This window comes from Nocardioides sp. J9 (genome assembly GCF_007829375.1).
Taxonomy (GTDB): domain Bacteria; phylum Actinomycetota; class Actinomycetes; order Propionibacteriales; family Nocardioidaceae; genus Nocardioides.
The window spans coordinates 57,652-71,347 of the sequence record NZ_VLJQ01000024.1; the positions used below are offsets into that span (position 1 = coordinate 57,652).

General features: G+C 73.4%; 18 protein-coding genes. 9 read left to right on the forward strand and 9 right to left on the reverse strand.

The genetic code is table 11. The annotated features are described in order from the left end of the window. Positions 1 to 18: 18 nt before the first annotated feature. A complete protein-coding gene (locus L615_RS02625) occupies positions 19 to 903 on the forward strand; it encodes an alpha/beta hydrolase fold domain-containing protein (protein WP_186449692.1) in 885 nt (294 codons plus the stop codon). A 1-nt stretch (position 904) separates the two neighbouring features. Here L615_RS02625 and L615_RS02630 read toward each other — a convergent pair whose 3' ends face one another. The 3 genes from L615_RS02630 to L615_RS02640 all read right to left on the reverse strand — a co-directional run bounded on the left by L615_RS02630 (position 905) and on the right by L615_RS02640 (position 2,946). Further along, a complete protein-coding gene (locus tag L615_RS02630) occupies positions 905 to 1,675 on the reverse strand; it encodes an enoyl-CoA hydratase-related protein (protein WP_232221800.1) in 771 nt (256 codons plus the stop codon). Between the two features lie 161 nt (positions 1,676 to 1,836). Then, the gene (locus L615_RS02635; RefSeq protein ID WP_145724027.1) at positions 1,837 to 2,451 is read right to left on the reverse strand and encodes a TetR/AcrR family transcriptional regulator; all 615 of its coding nucleotides are present in this window, start codon (positions 2,449 to 2,451) and stop codon (positions 1,837 to 1,839) included. A 114-nt stretch (positions 2,452 to 2,565) separates the two neighbouring features. After that, the gene (locus L615_RS02640) at positions 2,566 to 2,946 is read right to left on the reverse strand and encodes an MmcQ/YjbR family DNA-binding protein (RefSeq protein WP_028656131.1); all 381 of its coding nucleotides are present in this window, start codon (positions 2,944 to 2,946) and stop codon (positions 2,566 to 2,568) included. A 102-nt stretch (positions 2,947 to 3,048) separates the two neighbouring features. Between L615_RS02640 and L615_RS02645 the strand changes: the two genes are divergently transcribed. Together L615_RS02645 and L615_RS02650 are read left to right on the forward strand one after the other, a co-directional pair. Further along, the gene (locus L615_RS02645) at positions 3,049 to 3,348 is read left to right on the forward strand and encodes a hypothetical protein (protein ID WP_145724028.1); all 300 of its coding nucleotides are present in this window, start codon (positions 3,049 to 3,051) and stop codon (positions 3,346 to 3,348) included. Further along, positions 3,345 to 3,881, forward strand: coding sequence for a hypothetical protein (locus L615_RS02650; RefSeq protein ID WP_145724029.1), 537 nt, complete (start codon positions 3,345 to 3,347; stop codon positions 3,879 to 3,881). Before L615_RS02645 ends, L615_RS02650 begins: the two co-directional genes overlap by 4 nt. 43 nt (positions 3,882 to 3,924) lie before the next feature. Here the strand turns inward: L615_RS02650 and L615_RS02655 are convergent, their stop codons facing one another. Further along, on the reverse strand, positions 3,925 to 5,181 hold the full coding sequence (locus tag L615_RS02655; protein ID WP_145724030.1) for an oxygenase MpaB family protein: 1,257 nt from the start codon (positions 5,179 to 5,181) through the stop codon (positions 3,925 to 3,927). A gap of 61 nt (positions 5,182 to 5,242) precedes the next feature. On the opposite strand from L615_RS02655, the gene L615_RS02660 reads away from it, so the two are divergent. After that, positions 5,243 to 5,836, forward strand: a complete 594-nt coding sequence (locus L615_RS02660; protein ID WP_222430417.1) for a TetR/AcrR family transcriptional regulator — start codon at positions 5,243 to 5,245, stop codon at positions 5,834 to 5,836. 68 nt (positions 5,837 to 5,904) lie between these two features. Here L615_RS02660 and L615_RS02665 read toward each other — a convergent pair whose 3' ends face one another. Together L615_RS02665 and mca are read right to left on the reverse strand one after the other, a co-directional pair. Beyond that, positions 5,905 to 6,153, reverse strand: coding sequence for a hypothetical protein (locus L615_RS02665; protein ID WP_028656127.1), 249 nt, complete (start codon positions 6,151 to 6,153; stop codon positions 5,905 to 5,907). 25 nt (positions 6,154 to 6,178) lie between these two features. Beyond that, positions 6,179 to 7,078, reverse strand: coding sequence for a mycothiol conjugate amidase Mca (gene mca / locus L615_RS02670; RefSeq protein ID WP_051485888.1), 900 nt, complete (start codon positions 7,076 to 7,078; stop codon positions 6,179 to 6,181). A 41-nt stretch (positions 7,079 to 7,119) separates the two neighbouring features. On the opposite strand from mca, the gene L615_RS02675 reads away from it, so the two are divergent. Next, positions 7,120 to 7,530, forward strand: coding sequence for a DUF4307 domain-containing protein (locus L615_RS02675; protein WP_028656125.1), 411 nt, complete (start codon positions 7,120 to 7,122; stop codon positions 7,528 to 7,530). Between the two features lie 151 nt (positions 7,531 to 7,681). After that, positions 7,682 to 8,191 carry a transcription elongation factor GreA gene (gene greA / locus L615_RS02680; protein WP_028656124.1) on the forward strand — a complete coding sequence of 170 codons (510 nt, stop codon included), beginning with the start codon at positions 7,682 to 7,684 and terminating at the stop codon, positions 8,189 to 8,191. Positions 8,192 to 8,203: 12 nt separating this feature from the next. Here the strand turns inward: greA and L615_RS02685 are convergent, their stop codons facing one another. Further along, entirely contained in the window at positions 8,204 to 9,625 is a 1,422-nt protein-coding gene (locus tag L615_RS02685; protein ID WP_261376531.1) for an AI-2E family transporter, read from the reverse strand. 52 nt (positions 9,626 to 9,677) lie between these two features. Then, a complete protein-coding gene (locus L615_RS02690; RefSeq protein WP_051485883.1) occupies positions 9,678 to 10,868 on the reverse strand; it encodes a cystathionine gamma-synthase in 1,191 nt (396 codons plus the stop codon). A 118-nt stretch (positions 10,869 to 10,986) separates the two neighbouring features. Here L615_RS02690 and L615_RS02695 point away from each other — a divergent pair, with 118 nt between their 5' ends. The 3 genes from L615_RS02695 to L615_RS02705 all read left to right on the forward strand — a co-directional run bounded on the left by L615_RS02695 (position 10,987) and on the right by L615_RS02705 (position 12,969). After that, positions 10,987 to 11,937, forward strand: coding sequence for a DUF5995 family protein (locus tag L615_RS02695; RefSeq protein ID WP_261376532.1), 951 nt, complete (start codon positions 10,987 to 10,989; stop codon positions 11,935 to 11,937). Between the two features lie 49 nt (positions 11,938 to 11,986). Beyond that, positions 11,987 to 12,628 carry a peptide-methionine (S)-S-oxide reductase MsrA gene (gene msrA, locus L615_RS02700; protein WP_028656121.1) on the forward strand — a complete coding sequence of 214 codons (642 nt, stop codon included), beginning with the start codon at positions 11,987 to 11,989 and terminating at the stop codon, positions 12,626 to 12,628. 107 nt (positions 12,629 to 12,735) lie between these two features. Further along, positions 12,736 to 12,969: a YiaA/YiaB family inner membrane protein gene (locus L615_RS02705; RefSeq protein ID WP_028656120.1), complete on the forward strand. Its 234-nt coding sequence runs from the start codon at positions 12,736 to 12,738 to the stop codon at positions 12,967 to 12,969. A gap of 114 nt (positions 12,970 to 13,083) precedes the next feature. Here the strand turns inward: L615_RS02705 and L615_RS02710 are convergent, their stop codons facing one another. Then, positions 13,084 to 13,299 (reverse strand): hypothetical protein, encoded by a 216-nt coding sequence (locus L615_RS02710; protein WP_028656119.1) that lies wholly within the window; start codon positions 13,297 to 13,299, stop codon positions 13,084 to 13,086. Positions 13,300 to 13,696 lie beyond the last annotated feature (397 nt).

The following is a 13,696-nucleotide window of genomic DNA, read 5'->3' on the forward strand; positions in this document are numbered from 1 at the left end:
GGTGCTTGGATGGGATCCATGCACCTGCCGCTCCCCGCCGCCCGTCTGGTGGTCCGCCGGCTCCCCCCGCCGGGCCCCCGCCCCCCGGGCCCGCCCGCCCGCCAGCGCCAGGTGATCAACGCGCTGATGCGGGTCGCGATCCTCCCGAAGGGCACCCGCACCGAGGCTGCCCACCTCGCCGGCGTACCGGCCGAGCGGATCAGCCCTCCCGGCAGCCGCCCGGACCGGGTGCTGCTCTACCTGCACGGCGGCGCCTACCTCATCGGGTCGCCGACCACCCACCGCGCCGCGGCCGCGCACCTGGCCGACGCGGCCGGTGCCGTCGCCTACGTCCTCGACTACCGGCTCGCTCCGGAGAACCCCTACCCCGCCGCGGTCGAGGACGCCCTCGCCGCCTACCAGGGCCTGCTGGAGAGCGGCTTCTCCGCCGAGCACGTCGTCGTCGCCGGCGACTCCGCCGGTGGCGGCCTCGCCCTCGCGCTCGCCCTGCGCCTGCGCGAGGTCGGCATCCCCGCCCCGGCCGCGCTCGGCCTCATCTCGCCGTGGGTGGACCTGTCGCTCGCCGGCCTCGACACCACCGTCGACGACCCGCTGCTCAGCCGCGGCTGGCTCGAGCTCGGCGCCGCCTCCTACGCGCCCGGCGGCACCGACCTGCCCGAGGTCTCCCCGCTGCGCGCCGACCTCGCCGGCCTCCCCCCGCTCTTCGTGCAGGCCGCGAGCGACGAGATGTTCCGCTTCGACGTGGAGCGCTTCGTCGACGCCGCCCGCGCCGCCGGGGTCGACGTCACCTACGCCCTCCTCGAGGGCCACTGGCACGTCAGCCACCTGTTCGCCGGCATGGTCAGCGAGGCCACCGACGTGGTCCGCCAGCTCGGCGGCTGGCTGCGCGGGGCGCTGGGCTGAGCTACTCGCCCCGCCAGACCGGGTCGCGGCGCCCGAAGAAGGCGTTGATCCCCTCGCCGAGGTCCTTAGACGCCATCAGCCGGCCCAGCGCGGCGTCGCTCGCCGCCCAGTCGTCGGCCTCCTCGCCGTTGATCTCCCGGTTCGCGATCGCCAGCGACTCGCGCACGGCGAGCGGGGCGTTCCCGCAGATCGTGGCGGCCACGCCGAGGGCGACGTCGAGGGCCAGGCCGGGCTCGACGAGCCGGTTGACCAGGCCCAGCCGCTCGGCCCGCTCGGCGTCGACCGGCTCCCCGGTCAGGAGCATCTCGCGCGCGACGTTGGCGGGCAGGACCCGCGGGGCACGGAACACGCCGCCGAAGCCGGCGAGCAGGCCCCGTCGTACCTCCGGGAGGCCGAAGGTCGCCGTGCGCGAGGCGACGACCATGTCGCAGCACAGCACCAGCTCGAAGCCACCGCCGAGCGCGTAGCCCTCCACCGCGGCGATCAACGGCTTGGGCCGCACCCGCGACATGATCCCGGCGATCCCGCCGCGCTCGGTCGGCTCCCCCGCCCCCTCCGCCAGGTCGGCGCCGGCGGAGAACAGCCGCGGCCCGCCGGTCAGCACGCCGCACCACAGCTCGTCGTCGTCCTCGAGCAGGTTGAGCGCCTCGTCGAGGCCGCGGGTGACGGCAGGGTTGATGGCGTTCCGCTTCGCCGGCCGGTCCAGCCCGATGACCAGGGTCCGCTCGTGGCGGATGGTGCGGACGGCGATCTCGCTCTCGGCCTCGCTCACCCGCCACAACCTAGCCGCCCGCCGCTGCTAGCACCGCCCACCCCTCCTGTCCACCCCTGTGCGGTAGTCCCGGGTCAAAAGCACCTTTCGACGGCGTGTCGCGGTGCTCTTGACCCGGGACTACCCCAGCTACGGACCAGCAACGGACCAGGTAGGGCGGGTCAGCGGGCGCGGAGCAGCGGGGCGAGGTAGCGGCGGGCGACCTCGCCCATGGCCGCGTCGTCGTCGAGGTCGAGCTGGTGGCTGGGGGTGAGCAGGAAGGAGGTGGTGAGGCGGACCATCACCTCGGCGACGACGTCGACGTCGACAGACTCGTCCACGTTGCCGGCGGCCTGCTCGCGGCCCAGCTGGCCGGCGACGAACTGCGAGACGAGGGCGAGGGTGCGGCCGGTGCGCCCGAGCATCGGCACCAGGGCCTGCGGCTCGGCGGCCATGAGGTGCCCGATCAGCGGGTTGGTGCGGATCGCGCGCAGCGAGCTGACGAAGCCCAGCACGACCCGCTCCTCCGCGGTGCGCGCGGGGGCGATGTCGACGAGGAACCGGTCGAGGTAGCGGCGGAACTCCCGCAGCACCACCTGCTCGACGAGGGCTTCCTTGGAGCTCACCCGGCGGTAGACGGTGATCCGGGACAACCCCGCGGCGCGGGCGACCTCCTCCATCGTGGTGCGCTGGATGCCGCGGCGGCAGAACAGCTCGTGCGCCGCGTCGAGCAGCGCGGCGTTGGCCTCGTCCCCCGCGGCCGGGCCGTCGGCCTCCGCCAGGGCGCGTGCGAGCAAGGACTCGCCCGTACCGGTCGTTGCTGCCTCCACGACGCCTCCCGCGCTGGTCTCGACTGTCCCCACATTCTCACCCCGGACTGCGCGGTCCGGCGTCCCCGACCTGTGGGGTGATCACGCGGGCGGTCGGTCGACGAGGGCGACCAGCCGCTGGGGCGCCTGCAGGCAGTAGGAGTCGGTCAGGAGCTCGGCGAGCTCCTCCCAGTCGGTGTCGCCGTCGAGCAGCATCCCGACCATGTTGCCGCCCCACTCGCCGCGGAAGTACGGCGGACCGAGGTGCTCGAACGCCAGCACCTCGTCCGGCTCGGCGCGGAAGGTGATCCGGAACAGCTGGTCCTCGCCGCCGAAGACGTGCGCCACCGTGGCCGTGCGCGCGACGCGCCAGCGCACGCCGACCCAGGCGTCCTCCTCGTGGCACTCGGGCATCCGGGCGAAGATCGCCCGCAGCCGGGCGAGCACCTCGCCGGGGACGTCGGGACGGTCGGAGCGGGCCACGGCAGCAACCTCCCACACCCCGCCGACACCGGCCCAGCCCCATCCGGCGGCGCTGTCAACAGATTCTTGACAAACCGCCATGCGTCAAGAAAACCTTGACACATGACACCTCGGGACGACGCACCCGGCTCCGCCGCCTCCCCCTCGACGATCGCGCTCGTCGTCATCGGCATCGCACTCACCACGACCGCCAACGACCTCGACGGGTTCGCGCGCGGCCTGCTCCAGGGCGCGGGCATCGCCCTGATCCTCGCCGGAGCAGCGGTGCTCGGCGCCCACCTCCGGCGCGACCGAAGGGACAAGGGCAAGGGCAAGGGCACGGGCAAGGGCGAGGGCACGGGCAAGGGCAACGGCACCGGTGACGGCATGTGGCTGCCGAGCCGGGACGAGGACCCGTCGTGAGCGACCTCGTCGACACCATCGGCCGCGCGATCCTCGCCGGCGTCGACGCCGAGGACCAGCTCGCCGTCGTACGACGTGCGGCGGAGGCCGACCGCGCGACCCACGACCTGCTCCAGCAGGCCGTCACCGCGGCCCGCGCCGGCGGCCACAGCTGGGCCGCGATCGGGAGCACCCTGGGCCTGACCCGGCAGGCCGCGCAGCAGCGCTTCGGCCGCGACGACGCGGGCGACGACACGGGCGACAACAGCAATGTCCCGGACGGCCCGGAGGAGCGCTGGCTGGGCCCGGTCACCGCCTTCGACGAGATGGCCGAGCTCGAGATCGCCGGCCGGCTCGGCTGGCACACCGTCGGCGCCGGCCTCCTGCGGCACCGGATGGTCCGCACCGCCACGCAGTGGGAGCACAAGCGGGTGCTGTGGACCGGCTCGCTGGCGCGCTACGAGCGCGACGGCTGGCAGGTGGGCTGCCGCGCGCTGCCGTGGGTCTACCTCGTGCGCGACACCGGCGAACCCGCCCAGCAGCCGGCCCGCTGATCCGCCCGCTGATCCGCCCGACGAGCCGGGCGGACCACGCGGCTCAGGCCTGGAGCGCCCCGACCTCCTCGCGGTCGCCCTGGAAGTAGCTGTCGAGCAGCCACTGCGCGCGGCGACCGCCCCAGCGCCACAGCCGCTCCTCGCCACCGGGCAGGTGGCGCAGCACGCGGTAGCGCAAGGTGTTGAGGGCGACGATGTAGCCGTGCGCCCACGGTGGGCGCATCGGCAGCCCGAGCTCGCGCATGCTCTCCGGGCCGAGGAAGACGGTGAGCATCGAGAGCAGCCGCTCGCGCTCGTAGCGGGCCCGCACGCCCTGCAGCGCCGCCGGCCAGCCCGGGTAGTGCCGCTCGGCCTGCGCGGCGACGACGGCCTGCGCCAGCTGCGGCCCGGCCTCGGTGATCGGCCCCTGCGCGAGCAGCACGTGGTAGTCGATGCGGTGCCGCTCCCACTCGTCGTCGACGAGGAAGTCCTCGTCCACCCCCATCAGCCAGCCGACGTACTTCCACAGGTGCATGAGGGCCCGCGACTCGCGGCGGCTGAACGGCACGCCGAGGGCGCGGGCGCCGATCAGCAGCACGCCGTCGAACAGGCCGAGGGTGGAGGCCTGGTCGGCCTGGTTGATCGGCAAGCCCCAGGCGTCGGTGTCCCAGCGGCCCTCGAAGGCGTGGTTGACCAGCGCGTGCATCAGCCGCACGTGGACCGTCAACCGCCAGCCCTCGCCCGTGACGGGGAGCAGCGCGCCGGGATCGGTGAGCGACGAGCCCCACTTCTGGGTCTCGCCGAGGCGGCGCAAGGTCTGCCCGCCGGTCAGCCCGCCGGTCGCGACGAGCAGGTCGGTCGGGCCGCCGAAGCGGTAGCCGCCGACGAGGGAGAGCTGCAGCAGCACGTCCTGGGCGTTCTGGCCGAGGCGGCGGAAGACGCGGGCGCCCTCCTCGACGAGGTCGCGGTCGAGCCAGGCGGGCTCGGCCTGGACCTCGGCGAAGAAGGCGGCGAGTGCCGGCGGCGCGTCAGCGACGGCCTCGACGCCGTGCGTGAGGGCCTGCCGGAACTGCGCCATCTCGACCTTGCCGGTCGCGCCTGCTCGCAACCGGATCGCGTCCGCGAGCCGGGCCCCGAGCTCGTCACGCTCCGTCATCGCCCGCCCGATCCGGTCCATCAGGGCCTCGTCGACCTGCCTGACCCGCGCGAACAGCTGCAGCGGCCGACCGAGGCGACGGCCGCGCGCCTCGGCGGCGCGGAAGCGTGCAGGGTACGACGGCCCGTCGGTCGTGTCGCGGGTGGCGGCGAGGTCGGCGGTCATGCCATGATCGTGACGCGAGTCATCGCTCGCGTTCAACTCGCGATCCACGACGGAGGCGCCGGTGCGCAAGGCCCCGAAGCAGGCCCGCTCGCGCGAGATGGTCGAGCGCATCGTGGCTGCCGGCCGGCAGGTCCTCGTCGAGCACGGCTACGACGCCTTCAGCACCAACCGGGTCGCGGCCGCCGCCGGGGTCAGCCCCGGCTCGGTCTACCAGTACTTCCCCGACAAGGGCGCCATCCTCGACGTGGTGCTCGACCGCTACTGGGCCGAGGTCGCCGACCAGGTCGCCGCGTCGCTCGCCGACCGGATCGGCGAGACCGGGCCGGGGATGGTGCGGGCGACCGCCGACGCGCTGGTCGGTGCGCTCGAGGCCGACCCCGTCGCGCTGCAGGTCCTCGCCGAGGAGCTGCCCCTCGGGCGCAACCGCGACCGCCGCGCCGACCTCGAGCGACGGGTCCGCGACATGGTCGCGATCTACCTCGCCGCACGCCCGGACGCCTCGCAGCGGCCGGACCCGGCCGTGGCCGCGTGGGTGGTGGTGCTGGCGCTGGAGAACCTCGCCCTGCGCTGGGTGCTCGACCAGCCCGCCGCGGTCACCCGCGAGGCGCTGCTCGACGAGGTGGTCGCCCTGGTCGGCGGCTACCTCACCACCTGACCGGCTCCTGCCGGGCCGGCGGGGTCAGGCCGGGGTCAGGCCGGGATCAGGCCGGGATCAGGCCGGGATCAGGCGTCGTCCGCGGAGGAGTCCGACCCGGCGTCGGAGTCGACCGGGTCGCCGTAGACGCCCTGGTCCTTGGCGCGCTGCGCGGTGCGCAGGCTGCGGGTCAGGGCGAAGCCGATGACCGCCACGGCGACGATCAGGCCCAGGAAGATCCAGAACGCCGTCCAGCCCGCGACGACGTCCTCGTCGGCCGGCGCCTTCTCCTCGGCGAGGACGAGCGCGTTGACCACGGAGGCAGCGAGGGCGTGCATGGGTCCAGTGTCGCAGGCGCCGGGATCAGGCGTCGGGGGTGACCCCCGCGAACAGGTCGTCCTCGGGCACCGTGGACGGCACGTGGCTGGTGACCAGCTCGTAGTCCTCCGTCGGCCAGACCTCGGCTTGCAGCTCGCGTGGCACCGCGAACCAGAAGCCGTCGGGGTCGATCTGCGTCGCGTGGGCGAGCAGTGCCTGGTCACGCACGCCGAAGTACTCCGCGCACGGCACCTTCGTGGTGATCCGGGCGTCCCACTCCGGCTCCGGCTTCCACTCCCTGAGCCGCTCCTCCCACGGCGACTCCAGGCCGTGGGCGAGCATCGCGTCGTGCAGCGCCTGCATCCGCGGGCGGTTGAACGAGTGGTGGTAGTAGAGCTTGAGCGGCTGCCACGGCTCCCCCGCGTCCGGGAAGCGCTCGGGGTCGCCCGCCGCTTCGAAGGCCGCGACGCTCACCTCGTGGCAGCGGATGTGGTCGGGGTGCGGGTAGCCGCCCCGCTCGTCGTACGTCGTCATCACGTGCGGGCGGAACTCGCGCACCAGCCGCACCAGCCGCTCGGTCGCCTCCTCCAGCGGCACCAGGCCGAAGCAGCCCTCGGGCAGCGGCGGCTTGGGGTCGCCGTCCGGCCAGCCGGAGTCGACGAAGCCCAGCCACGCCTGGTGGATCCCCAGGATGTCGCGGGCGCGCTCCATCTCCTGGCGGCGCACCTCGGTGATGTTCTCGAGGATGTCCGGGCGGTCCATCTTGGGGTTGAGGATCGAGCCCCGCTCACCGCCGGTGCAGGTCACGACGAGCACCTCGGCGCCCTCGGCGACGTACCGCGCCGTGGAGGCCGCGCCCTTGCTCGACTCGTCGTCGGGGTGGGCGTGGACGTGCATCAGTCGCAGGCCGGTGCGGTCCACGGCCGGGACGTGGGAGGAGGGCATGCCGCCCATCGTAGAAAAAACCATCGTGGGACGATGAACCGGTGAGCACGAGCCACGATTCCCTCGCCGACCGGTACGGCGAGCCGCCTACCGGTCGCCGGGCTGTCGCGCTCGCCGTCGCGGGTCTCGTGGTCGTCGTCCTGGCCGGCCTGCTGGCCTGGATCACCTTCTTCCACGCCGACCCCACGATCTCCTCGCAGGAGATCGGCCACGAGGTCGTCGACGACCACCACGCGACCATCCGGGTGCGCATCGAGGCCGACGACGACATCGAGGACCCGGAGTGCACGCTGCGGGCGATCTCGCACGACAAGGCGGTCGTCGGGGAGGACACCTTCGCGCCGGACCTGTCCCAGGGACCGGTGCACCGCTTCGAGGTCCGCACCGAGCGTCGGGCCACCACCGTCGAGTGGCTCGGGTGCCGGGCCGAGGGCCAGCCCCGCTACCGCTAGCCTCGGCGCCGGCACCGCCGCACGGGCCCGGGGACGACGTGGCCCCGCCTGTGGATGTGTGCGTTCAAGTCGGTCGCTGACCGCCGAGCCGGTAAACTAGAACGTTCATGTACCCGAACGGGTATGCGACGAGCAGCACAGGAGTTCACTCATGTCTCAGACCGACCAGTCCGGTGCCACCAACACCGTCTGGCTGACCCAGGACGCCTACGACAAGCTCCGGGCGGAGCTGGAGCACCTCAAGGGTCCCCGCCGCGCCGAGATCGTCGCGGAGATCAGTGCTGCACGCGACGAGGGCGACCTCAAGGAGAACGGCGGCTACCACGCCGCCCGCGAGGAGCAGGCCAAGAACGAGGCGCGCATCCTCCAGCTGGAGGACATGCTGCGCCGCGCCGAGATCGGCGAGACGCCTCCAGACGACGGCGTCGTCGAGCCCGGCATGGTGGTGACCTACAAGTTCGAGGGCGATGACGACGACGAGGCGGAGTCCTTCCTCCTCGGCGCCCGCGAGATCGAGCCCGACGGCCTCACCGTCTACTCGCCGCAGTCGCCGCTGGGCCAGGCCATCAACGGCCGCACCAAGGGCGAGACCGTCAGCTACGAGGTCAACGGCAAGACCCAGACGGTGATCATCCTCGACGCCAAGCCGTACGTCGGCTGACGCGCCGGCCGGTCATGCCGGCCGGCCCGCCGACTGCTCCGAGCCGTCCGTCCCCCCGGGGTCGGGCGGCTCGGCCGTTCCCGGGGGTGCGCCCGCGGGTTCCTGCTCGGGCATCTCGGCGAGCTCGGCGAGGTGGAGCACCACCGCGTTCGCGGCGGCGGCGATCGGCACCGCGACCAGCGCCCCGGCGATGCCCGCGACCAGCACACCGCAGGCGATCGCGAGGATGACCGCGAGCGGGTGCACCGAGACCCAGCGGCCGAGCAGGAAGGGCTGCAGGAAGTGGCCCTCGACCTGCTGGACGCCGACGACGACCGCGATCATCAGCAGCGCGTCGACCGGTCCCTGGTCGACGAGGGCGACGAGCACGGCGACGCTGCCGGCGATGGTGGCACCGATCATCGGCACGAACGCCCCGAGGAAGACCAGCACGCCGATCGCGAGCACGAACGGCACCCCGAGCGCCGCGGCGCCGATCATGATGCCGATGGCGTCGACGAGGGCGACCACGACCGTGGCCCGGACGAACTGGACCAGCGAGATCCACGCGACGCGGCCCGAGCTGTCCACGCGCACCCGCGCCGCGCGCGGCGCGAGCCGCACCAGCCACGACCAGATCCGCTCGCCGTCGGCGAGGAAGAAGTAGGTCGCGAACAGCGAGATGAAGAACCCGGCGAGCACGTGGCCGACCGCGGCGCCGACCGACCCGACCTGGCTGAGCACCGCGCCGTCCTTGGAGCGCTCGGTGATCAGGTCCTGGACGCTCTTGATGTAGTCGTTGATCTGCGAGTCGCTGGCCTGGACCGGCCCCTCCTGCAGCCAGTCGCGGRCCTCCTGCMGCCCGTCGACCACGCCGTCGGCGAGGTCCTGCGCCCCGTCCGCCACCTGGTTGCCGGCGAAGGTCAGCAGCGAGCCGACGACCACGAACCCGAGGACCACGATGAGCAGCGCGGCGATCCCGCGCGCCAGGCCCAGGCGGACCAGGCCCTGCACGAAGGGGGCCGCCAGCGCGCTGATCAGCAGCGCGACCGCGATCGGCACGGTGACCACGGCGAAGTAGCCGACCAGCCACAGCAGCACGTAGCCCGCGCCGGCGATGAGCAGCAGCCGCCACGCCCATCCGGCCGCGAGGTCGAGGCCGTAGGGCACCTCGGCGCGACGCAGGTTCGACGGACCCGCGATGATCGCCGGCACCTCGTGCCGGCGTCCCTCGCGCTCCTCCCGGGCGAGGGTCCACTGGTGGATGAACCGCCGGAGCAGCCGCTCCTCCTGCACGCCCTCGTCCGGACCGAGCGGCGGCTCGTCGTCGGCGACGACCTGCTGCGCGGCGTCGCGGGCCTCCTCGGAGACCCGCTGGTCCTGCCCGGCGTCCTCAGCGGCGTCGGGCTCGGAAGTGCCGTCGTTCGGGCCGTCCTGCGGGCCGTCGGTGCTCACACCGCGACCCTAGACGACCGCTGGTACGACGACCGGTGGTCGCGATGCGCCGCTAGGAGGTCGCGCCGAGCGCTCGCTCCAGGTCGGCGAGCAGGTCCTCGGGGGTCTCGATGCCGACGCTGAGGCGGACCAGGTCGGCGGGCACCTCGAGGTCGGTGCCGGCGACGCTGGCGTGGGTCATCCGGCCCGGGTGCTCGATCAGCGACTCCACACCACCCAGCGACTCCCCGAGGGTGAACACCTTCGTGGCCGCGCAGATCGCGAGCGCCTGCTCCTCGCCGCCGCGCACGCGGAAGGACACCATGCCGCCGTAGCGGCGCATCTGCCGCGACGCGACCTCGTGCCCCGGGTGCTCGGCCAGGCCGGGGTAGATCACCTGGGCGACGGCCGGGTGGCCGGCGAGGAACTCCACGACCCGCTCGGCGTTGTCGCTGTGCCGCTCCATCCGCAGCGCCAGCGTCTTGAGTCCCCGCAGCACCAGCCAGGAGTCGAAGGGACCGGCGACGCCGCCGATCGAGTTCTGGTGGAAGCCGATCGTCTCGGCGAGCTCGTCGTCGTCGACGACGAGCGCTCCCCCGACCACGTCGGAGTGCCCGCCGGCGTACTTGGTCGTCGAGTGCACGACCACGTCGGCGCCCAGCGCCAGCGGCTGCTGGAGGTACGACGACGCGAAGGTGTTGTCGACGACGAGGCGTGCCCCGGCGTCGTGGGCGACGGCGGCCAGGGCCTCGATGTCGCCGATCGACAGCAGCGGGTTGGTCGGCGTCTCGAGCCACACCAGCTTCGTCTCGCCCGGGCGGATCGCGGCGCGCACGGCGTCGGGGTCGTTGACCGGCGCCGGGCTGTGGGCCAGGCCCCAGTTCGTCGCGACCTTGTCGAAGAGTCGGAAGGTGCCGCCGTAGGCGTCGTTCGGCAGCACCACGTGGTCGCCGGGCCGGCACAGCGCCCGCAGCAGCGTGTCCTCGGCGGCGAGGCCGGAGGCGAACGCGAAACCGTGTGCCCCGCCCTCGAGCGCCGCCAGGGTCGACTCCAGCGCGGTGCGCGTCGGGTTGGCCGACCGGCTGTACTCATAGCCGTTGCGCAGCCCGCCGACGCCGTCCTGGGCGTAGGTCGAGGTCGCGTAGATGGGTGGGATCACCGCGCCGGTGGTCGGGTCGGGCGCGTAGCCGGCGTGGATGGCCCGGGTCTCGAAGCCCGCCCCGTCGAGGTGGTCGGTGTGCGCCTGGGTGTGGTTGTCGCTCACCCTGCGAGCGTAGCGAGGGGGCCGGCGGGGCCTCGGCACACGGTCGGCCGCCCGGCTGCGCGACCGGCGCCCCAGCGGCGTGCGCGTGACAACGCGAGCAGTCGCTCGTTTCCGGGATGTGACCCGCATCACCCGCGCCCTCGCCACCGTCGCCGCGAGCGCCCTCGCCGCCGCCGTGCTCGCCCTGCCCGCCGCACCGGCCTCGGCGGGTGACTACGACGGCGACCCGGACCCACTGCGTGGCCTGCTGCTGCCCCCGATCGACGGCCTCGTGGCCCTCCTGGCGCCGTTGCCGATCCCGGCGACGCCGCACCCGGGCGACGTGTGCGTCAGCGGCGGCGACGAGTGCATCGACGAGGTCGTCGTGCGGATGGAGGAGCGCCTCGACCGGCTGGTCGGGACCTGCTCGCACAGCGCGGTGTTCTCGCTGGCCTACCTGCGGGTGACCGAGAACGTCCGCGACGCCGTCCGCTCCGGCTTCTTCGAGGACCGGGCGTGGCTCAACCGCGTGGACGCGGTGTTCGCCGAGATGTACTTCGACACCACCTCCCGCTGGGAGGCCGGCCAGCGCACCGGTCTGCCGAAGGCGTGGCAGATCGCGCTGAAGGCCGAGGACGACCGCGCGGTGAGCGGCCTGGGCAACTTCCTGCTCGCGATGAACGCCCACATCAACTGGGACTTCCCGCACGTGCTCGCCGAGGTCGGCCTGACCGGGCCGGACGGCAGCCACAAGGCCGACCACAACCGCTACAACGACCGCCTCGACAGCCTCTACGTCCCGGTCTTCACCGAGATGGCCGCCCGCTTCGACCCGACCTTCGACGACATCGACCTCGGGACCCTCGACGACATCGGCGTCGGCGTGGTCATGCGCGGGTGGCGCGAGATGGTCTGGCGGCACGCGGAGGCCCTGACGCTCGCCCGCACACCCGCGGCCCGCAGGCTCGTGCAGAAGGAGATCGAGCTCTACTCCGCGCTGCAGGCCCAGCTGATCCGCAGCGTGTTCACCGCCCGGCCGGCGAAGCGCGACGCCTGGTGCGCCGAGCACGGCGCCGCGCAGCCCGGGTGAGCCGATCCGGGCGACGGGCACGGCTTGCGCGACGGGCGACAATGGAGGCATGTTCACCCGCCGCAAGACCGAGATGGTCGACCCCGCCGAGGCCCTGCCCGGCCGCAGCGCGCCCGCGTTCGCCCTGCCGACGCTGCACGAGGTCCTGCACACGCCGCTGGTCACCGACGAGGTCCCGGACGGCATGGAGGTCGCGGTCTTCGGGCTCGGCTGCTTCTGGGGCGCCGAGGAGATCTACTGGCAGCTCCCCGGCGTCTGGTCGACGTCGGTCGGCTACGCCGGCGGCACGACCCCGCACCCGACGTACGAGGAGGTCTGCAGCGGGCGCACCGGCCACACCGAGGCCGTGCGCATCGTCTTCGACCCGACGAAGGTCTCCTACGCCGACCTGGTGAGGAAGTTCTTCGAGGTCCACGACCCGACCCAGGGCATGCGCCAGGGCAACGACGTCGGCACCCAGTACCGCTCGGCGATCTACTTCACCACCCCCGAGCAGGAGGCCACGGCCCGCGAGCTCACCCGGGTGTACGGCGAGGAGATCGCCCGTCGCGGCTACGGCGAGATCACCACCGAGATCGAGCCGGCCGGTGCGTACTACTACGCCGAGCCGCACCACCAGCAGTACCTCCACAAGGTGCCGCACGGCTACCGCTGCCACGCCAACACCGGCGTTCCGTTCCCGGAGGCCTGAGCGCGGGACCGGCCCACTGCCGGGACCGGTACTCAGGAACCCGCACGGCCGGGGTTGAGTAGTCCGACTCAGGCCGGGCCGGTGCCCTGCGGGCGAGGCTTCTCGGCATGACGAACATCAAGACGACCTACGCCTTCTACGTGCAGTCCGCCATCTCGTTCGCCGCCGCCCTGCTGTTCATGGTCGGCGGCATCTACTTCCTGCCGGTCGACGGCTGGATCCGCGCTTTCCTCTGCCTGGGCGCGCTGTTCCTCGTGAACTCGACCTTCGCGCTCGCCAAGTGCGTGCGCGACCAGCAGGAGCAGCGGGCCGGCGAGGTCCGGGTCGAGGCCTACCGCTGACCGGCACACCCTCACCCGTCGACCTCCACCGGACCCGCTGCACCACGCTCGCTCAGTCACCTTCACGTCACCTTCGCCCCGTCGACACCGCGAGGCCCAGAGACACCGCCGGCGTCAGCCGGCGAGCACCTCGCGGGCGTCGACGGCGGCGTGCTTGTCCTCGATCACGTCGGCCAGCTTCGCGACCTCGTCGTCGCTGAGGTCGACACCGGCCTCCGTCGCCCCCTTGCGCAGCTCCTCGGCCACGGTGCCCTCGGTGGCGCCGTCCTGCCACGAGGTGACGCGGTCGACGACGGCCTGGATCGCTTCGAATCGGTTCTCATCAGCCATGGCGGGGTGGTACCCGGCGCCCCCGCCGGCAGTCGGCGCCCTCAGGCGACCGTCCCGACCACGTCGACGCACAGGTGCACGTCGGCGGTGGACCGCACCGCGATCCCGCCGTCCGCCGAGAACGGCACCACCACCGAGTGCGCCCGGGCCACGTCCTCCCTCGGGAAGAACAGGGTCTCCGGCGCCGCACCGCACCTCCCGCGGGAAAGGCACGCAGGACCCCCGCCCGGGCGCCCCGGAGCGCGGTGAGGTTGACGATGACCCCGGCGGTGAACGGGGTGATGACGCTGTCGGGCAGCGCGATGGTGCGGGTCCGGCCCGCCCTGAGGATGCCTCCCGCCCCGGCGTCCTGGGTGTCGTGCACCCGGCGGGGAGCCGGGAGCAGCGCCGTCTCGAG

What these genes read in the sequence shown, in the direction of transcription:
- msrA (WP_028656121.1), top strand. Translation starts at nt 11,987, where the DNA reads ATGTTCACCCGCCGCAAGACCGAGATGGTCGACCCCGCCGAGGCCCTG.
- L615_RS02705 (WP_028656120.1), top strand. Translation starts at nt 12,736, where the DNA reads ATGACGAACATCAAGACGACCTACGCCTTCTACGTGCAGTCCGCCATC.
- L615_RS02710 (WP_028656119.1), bottom strand. Translation starts at nt 13,299, where the DNA reads ATGGCTGATGAGAACCGATTCGAAGCGATCCAGGCCGTCGTCGACCGC.
- L615_RS02665 (WP_028656127.1), bottom strand. Translation starts at nt 6,153, where the DNA reads ATGCACGCCCTCGCTGCCTCCGTGGTCAACGCGCTCGTCCTCGCCGAG.
- mca (WP_051485888.1), bottom strand. Translation starts at nt 7,078, where the DNA reads ATGCCCTCCTCCCACGTCCCGGCCGTGGACCGCACCGGCCTGCGACTG.
- L615_RS02655 (WP_145724030.1), bottom strand. Translation starts at nt 5,181, where the DNA reads ATGACCGCCGACCTCGCCGCCACCCGCGACACGACCGACGGGCCGTCG.
- L615_RS02645 (WP_145724028.1), top strand. Translation starts at nt 3,049, where the DNA reads ATGACACCTCGGGACGACGCACCCGGCTCCGCCGCCTCCCCCTCGACG.
- L615_RS02625 (WP_186449692.1), top strand. Translation starts at nt 19, where the DNA reads ATGCACCTGCCGCTCCCCGCCGCCCGTCTGGTGGTCCGCCGGCTCCCC.
- greA (WP_028656124.1), top strand. Translation starts at nt 7,682, where the DNA reads ATGTCTCAGACCGACCAGTCCGGTGCCACCAACACCGTCTGGCTGACC.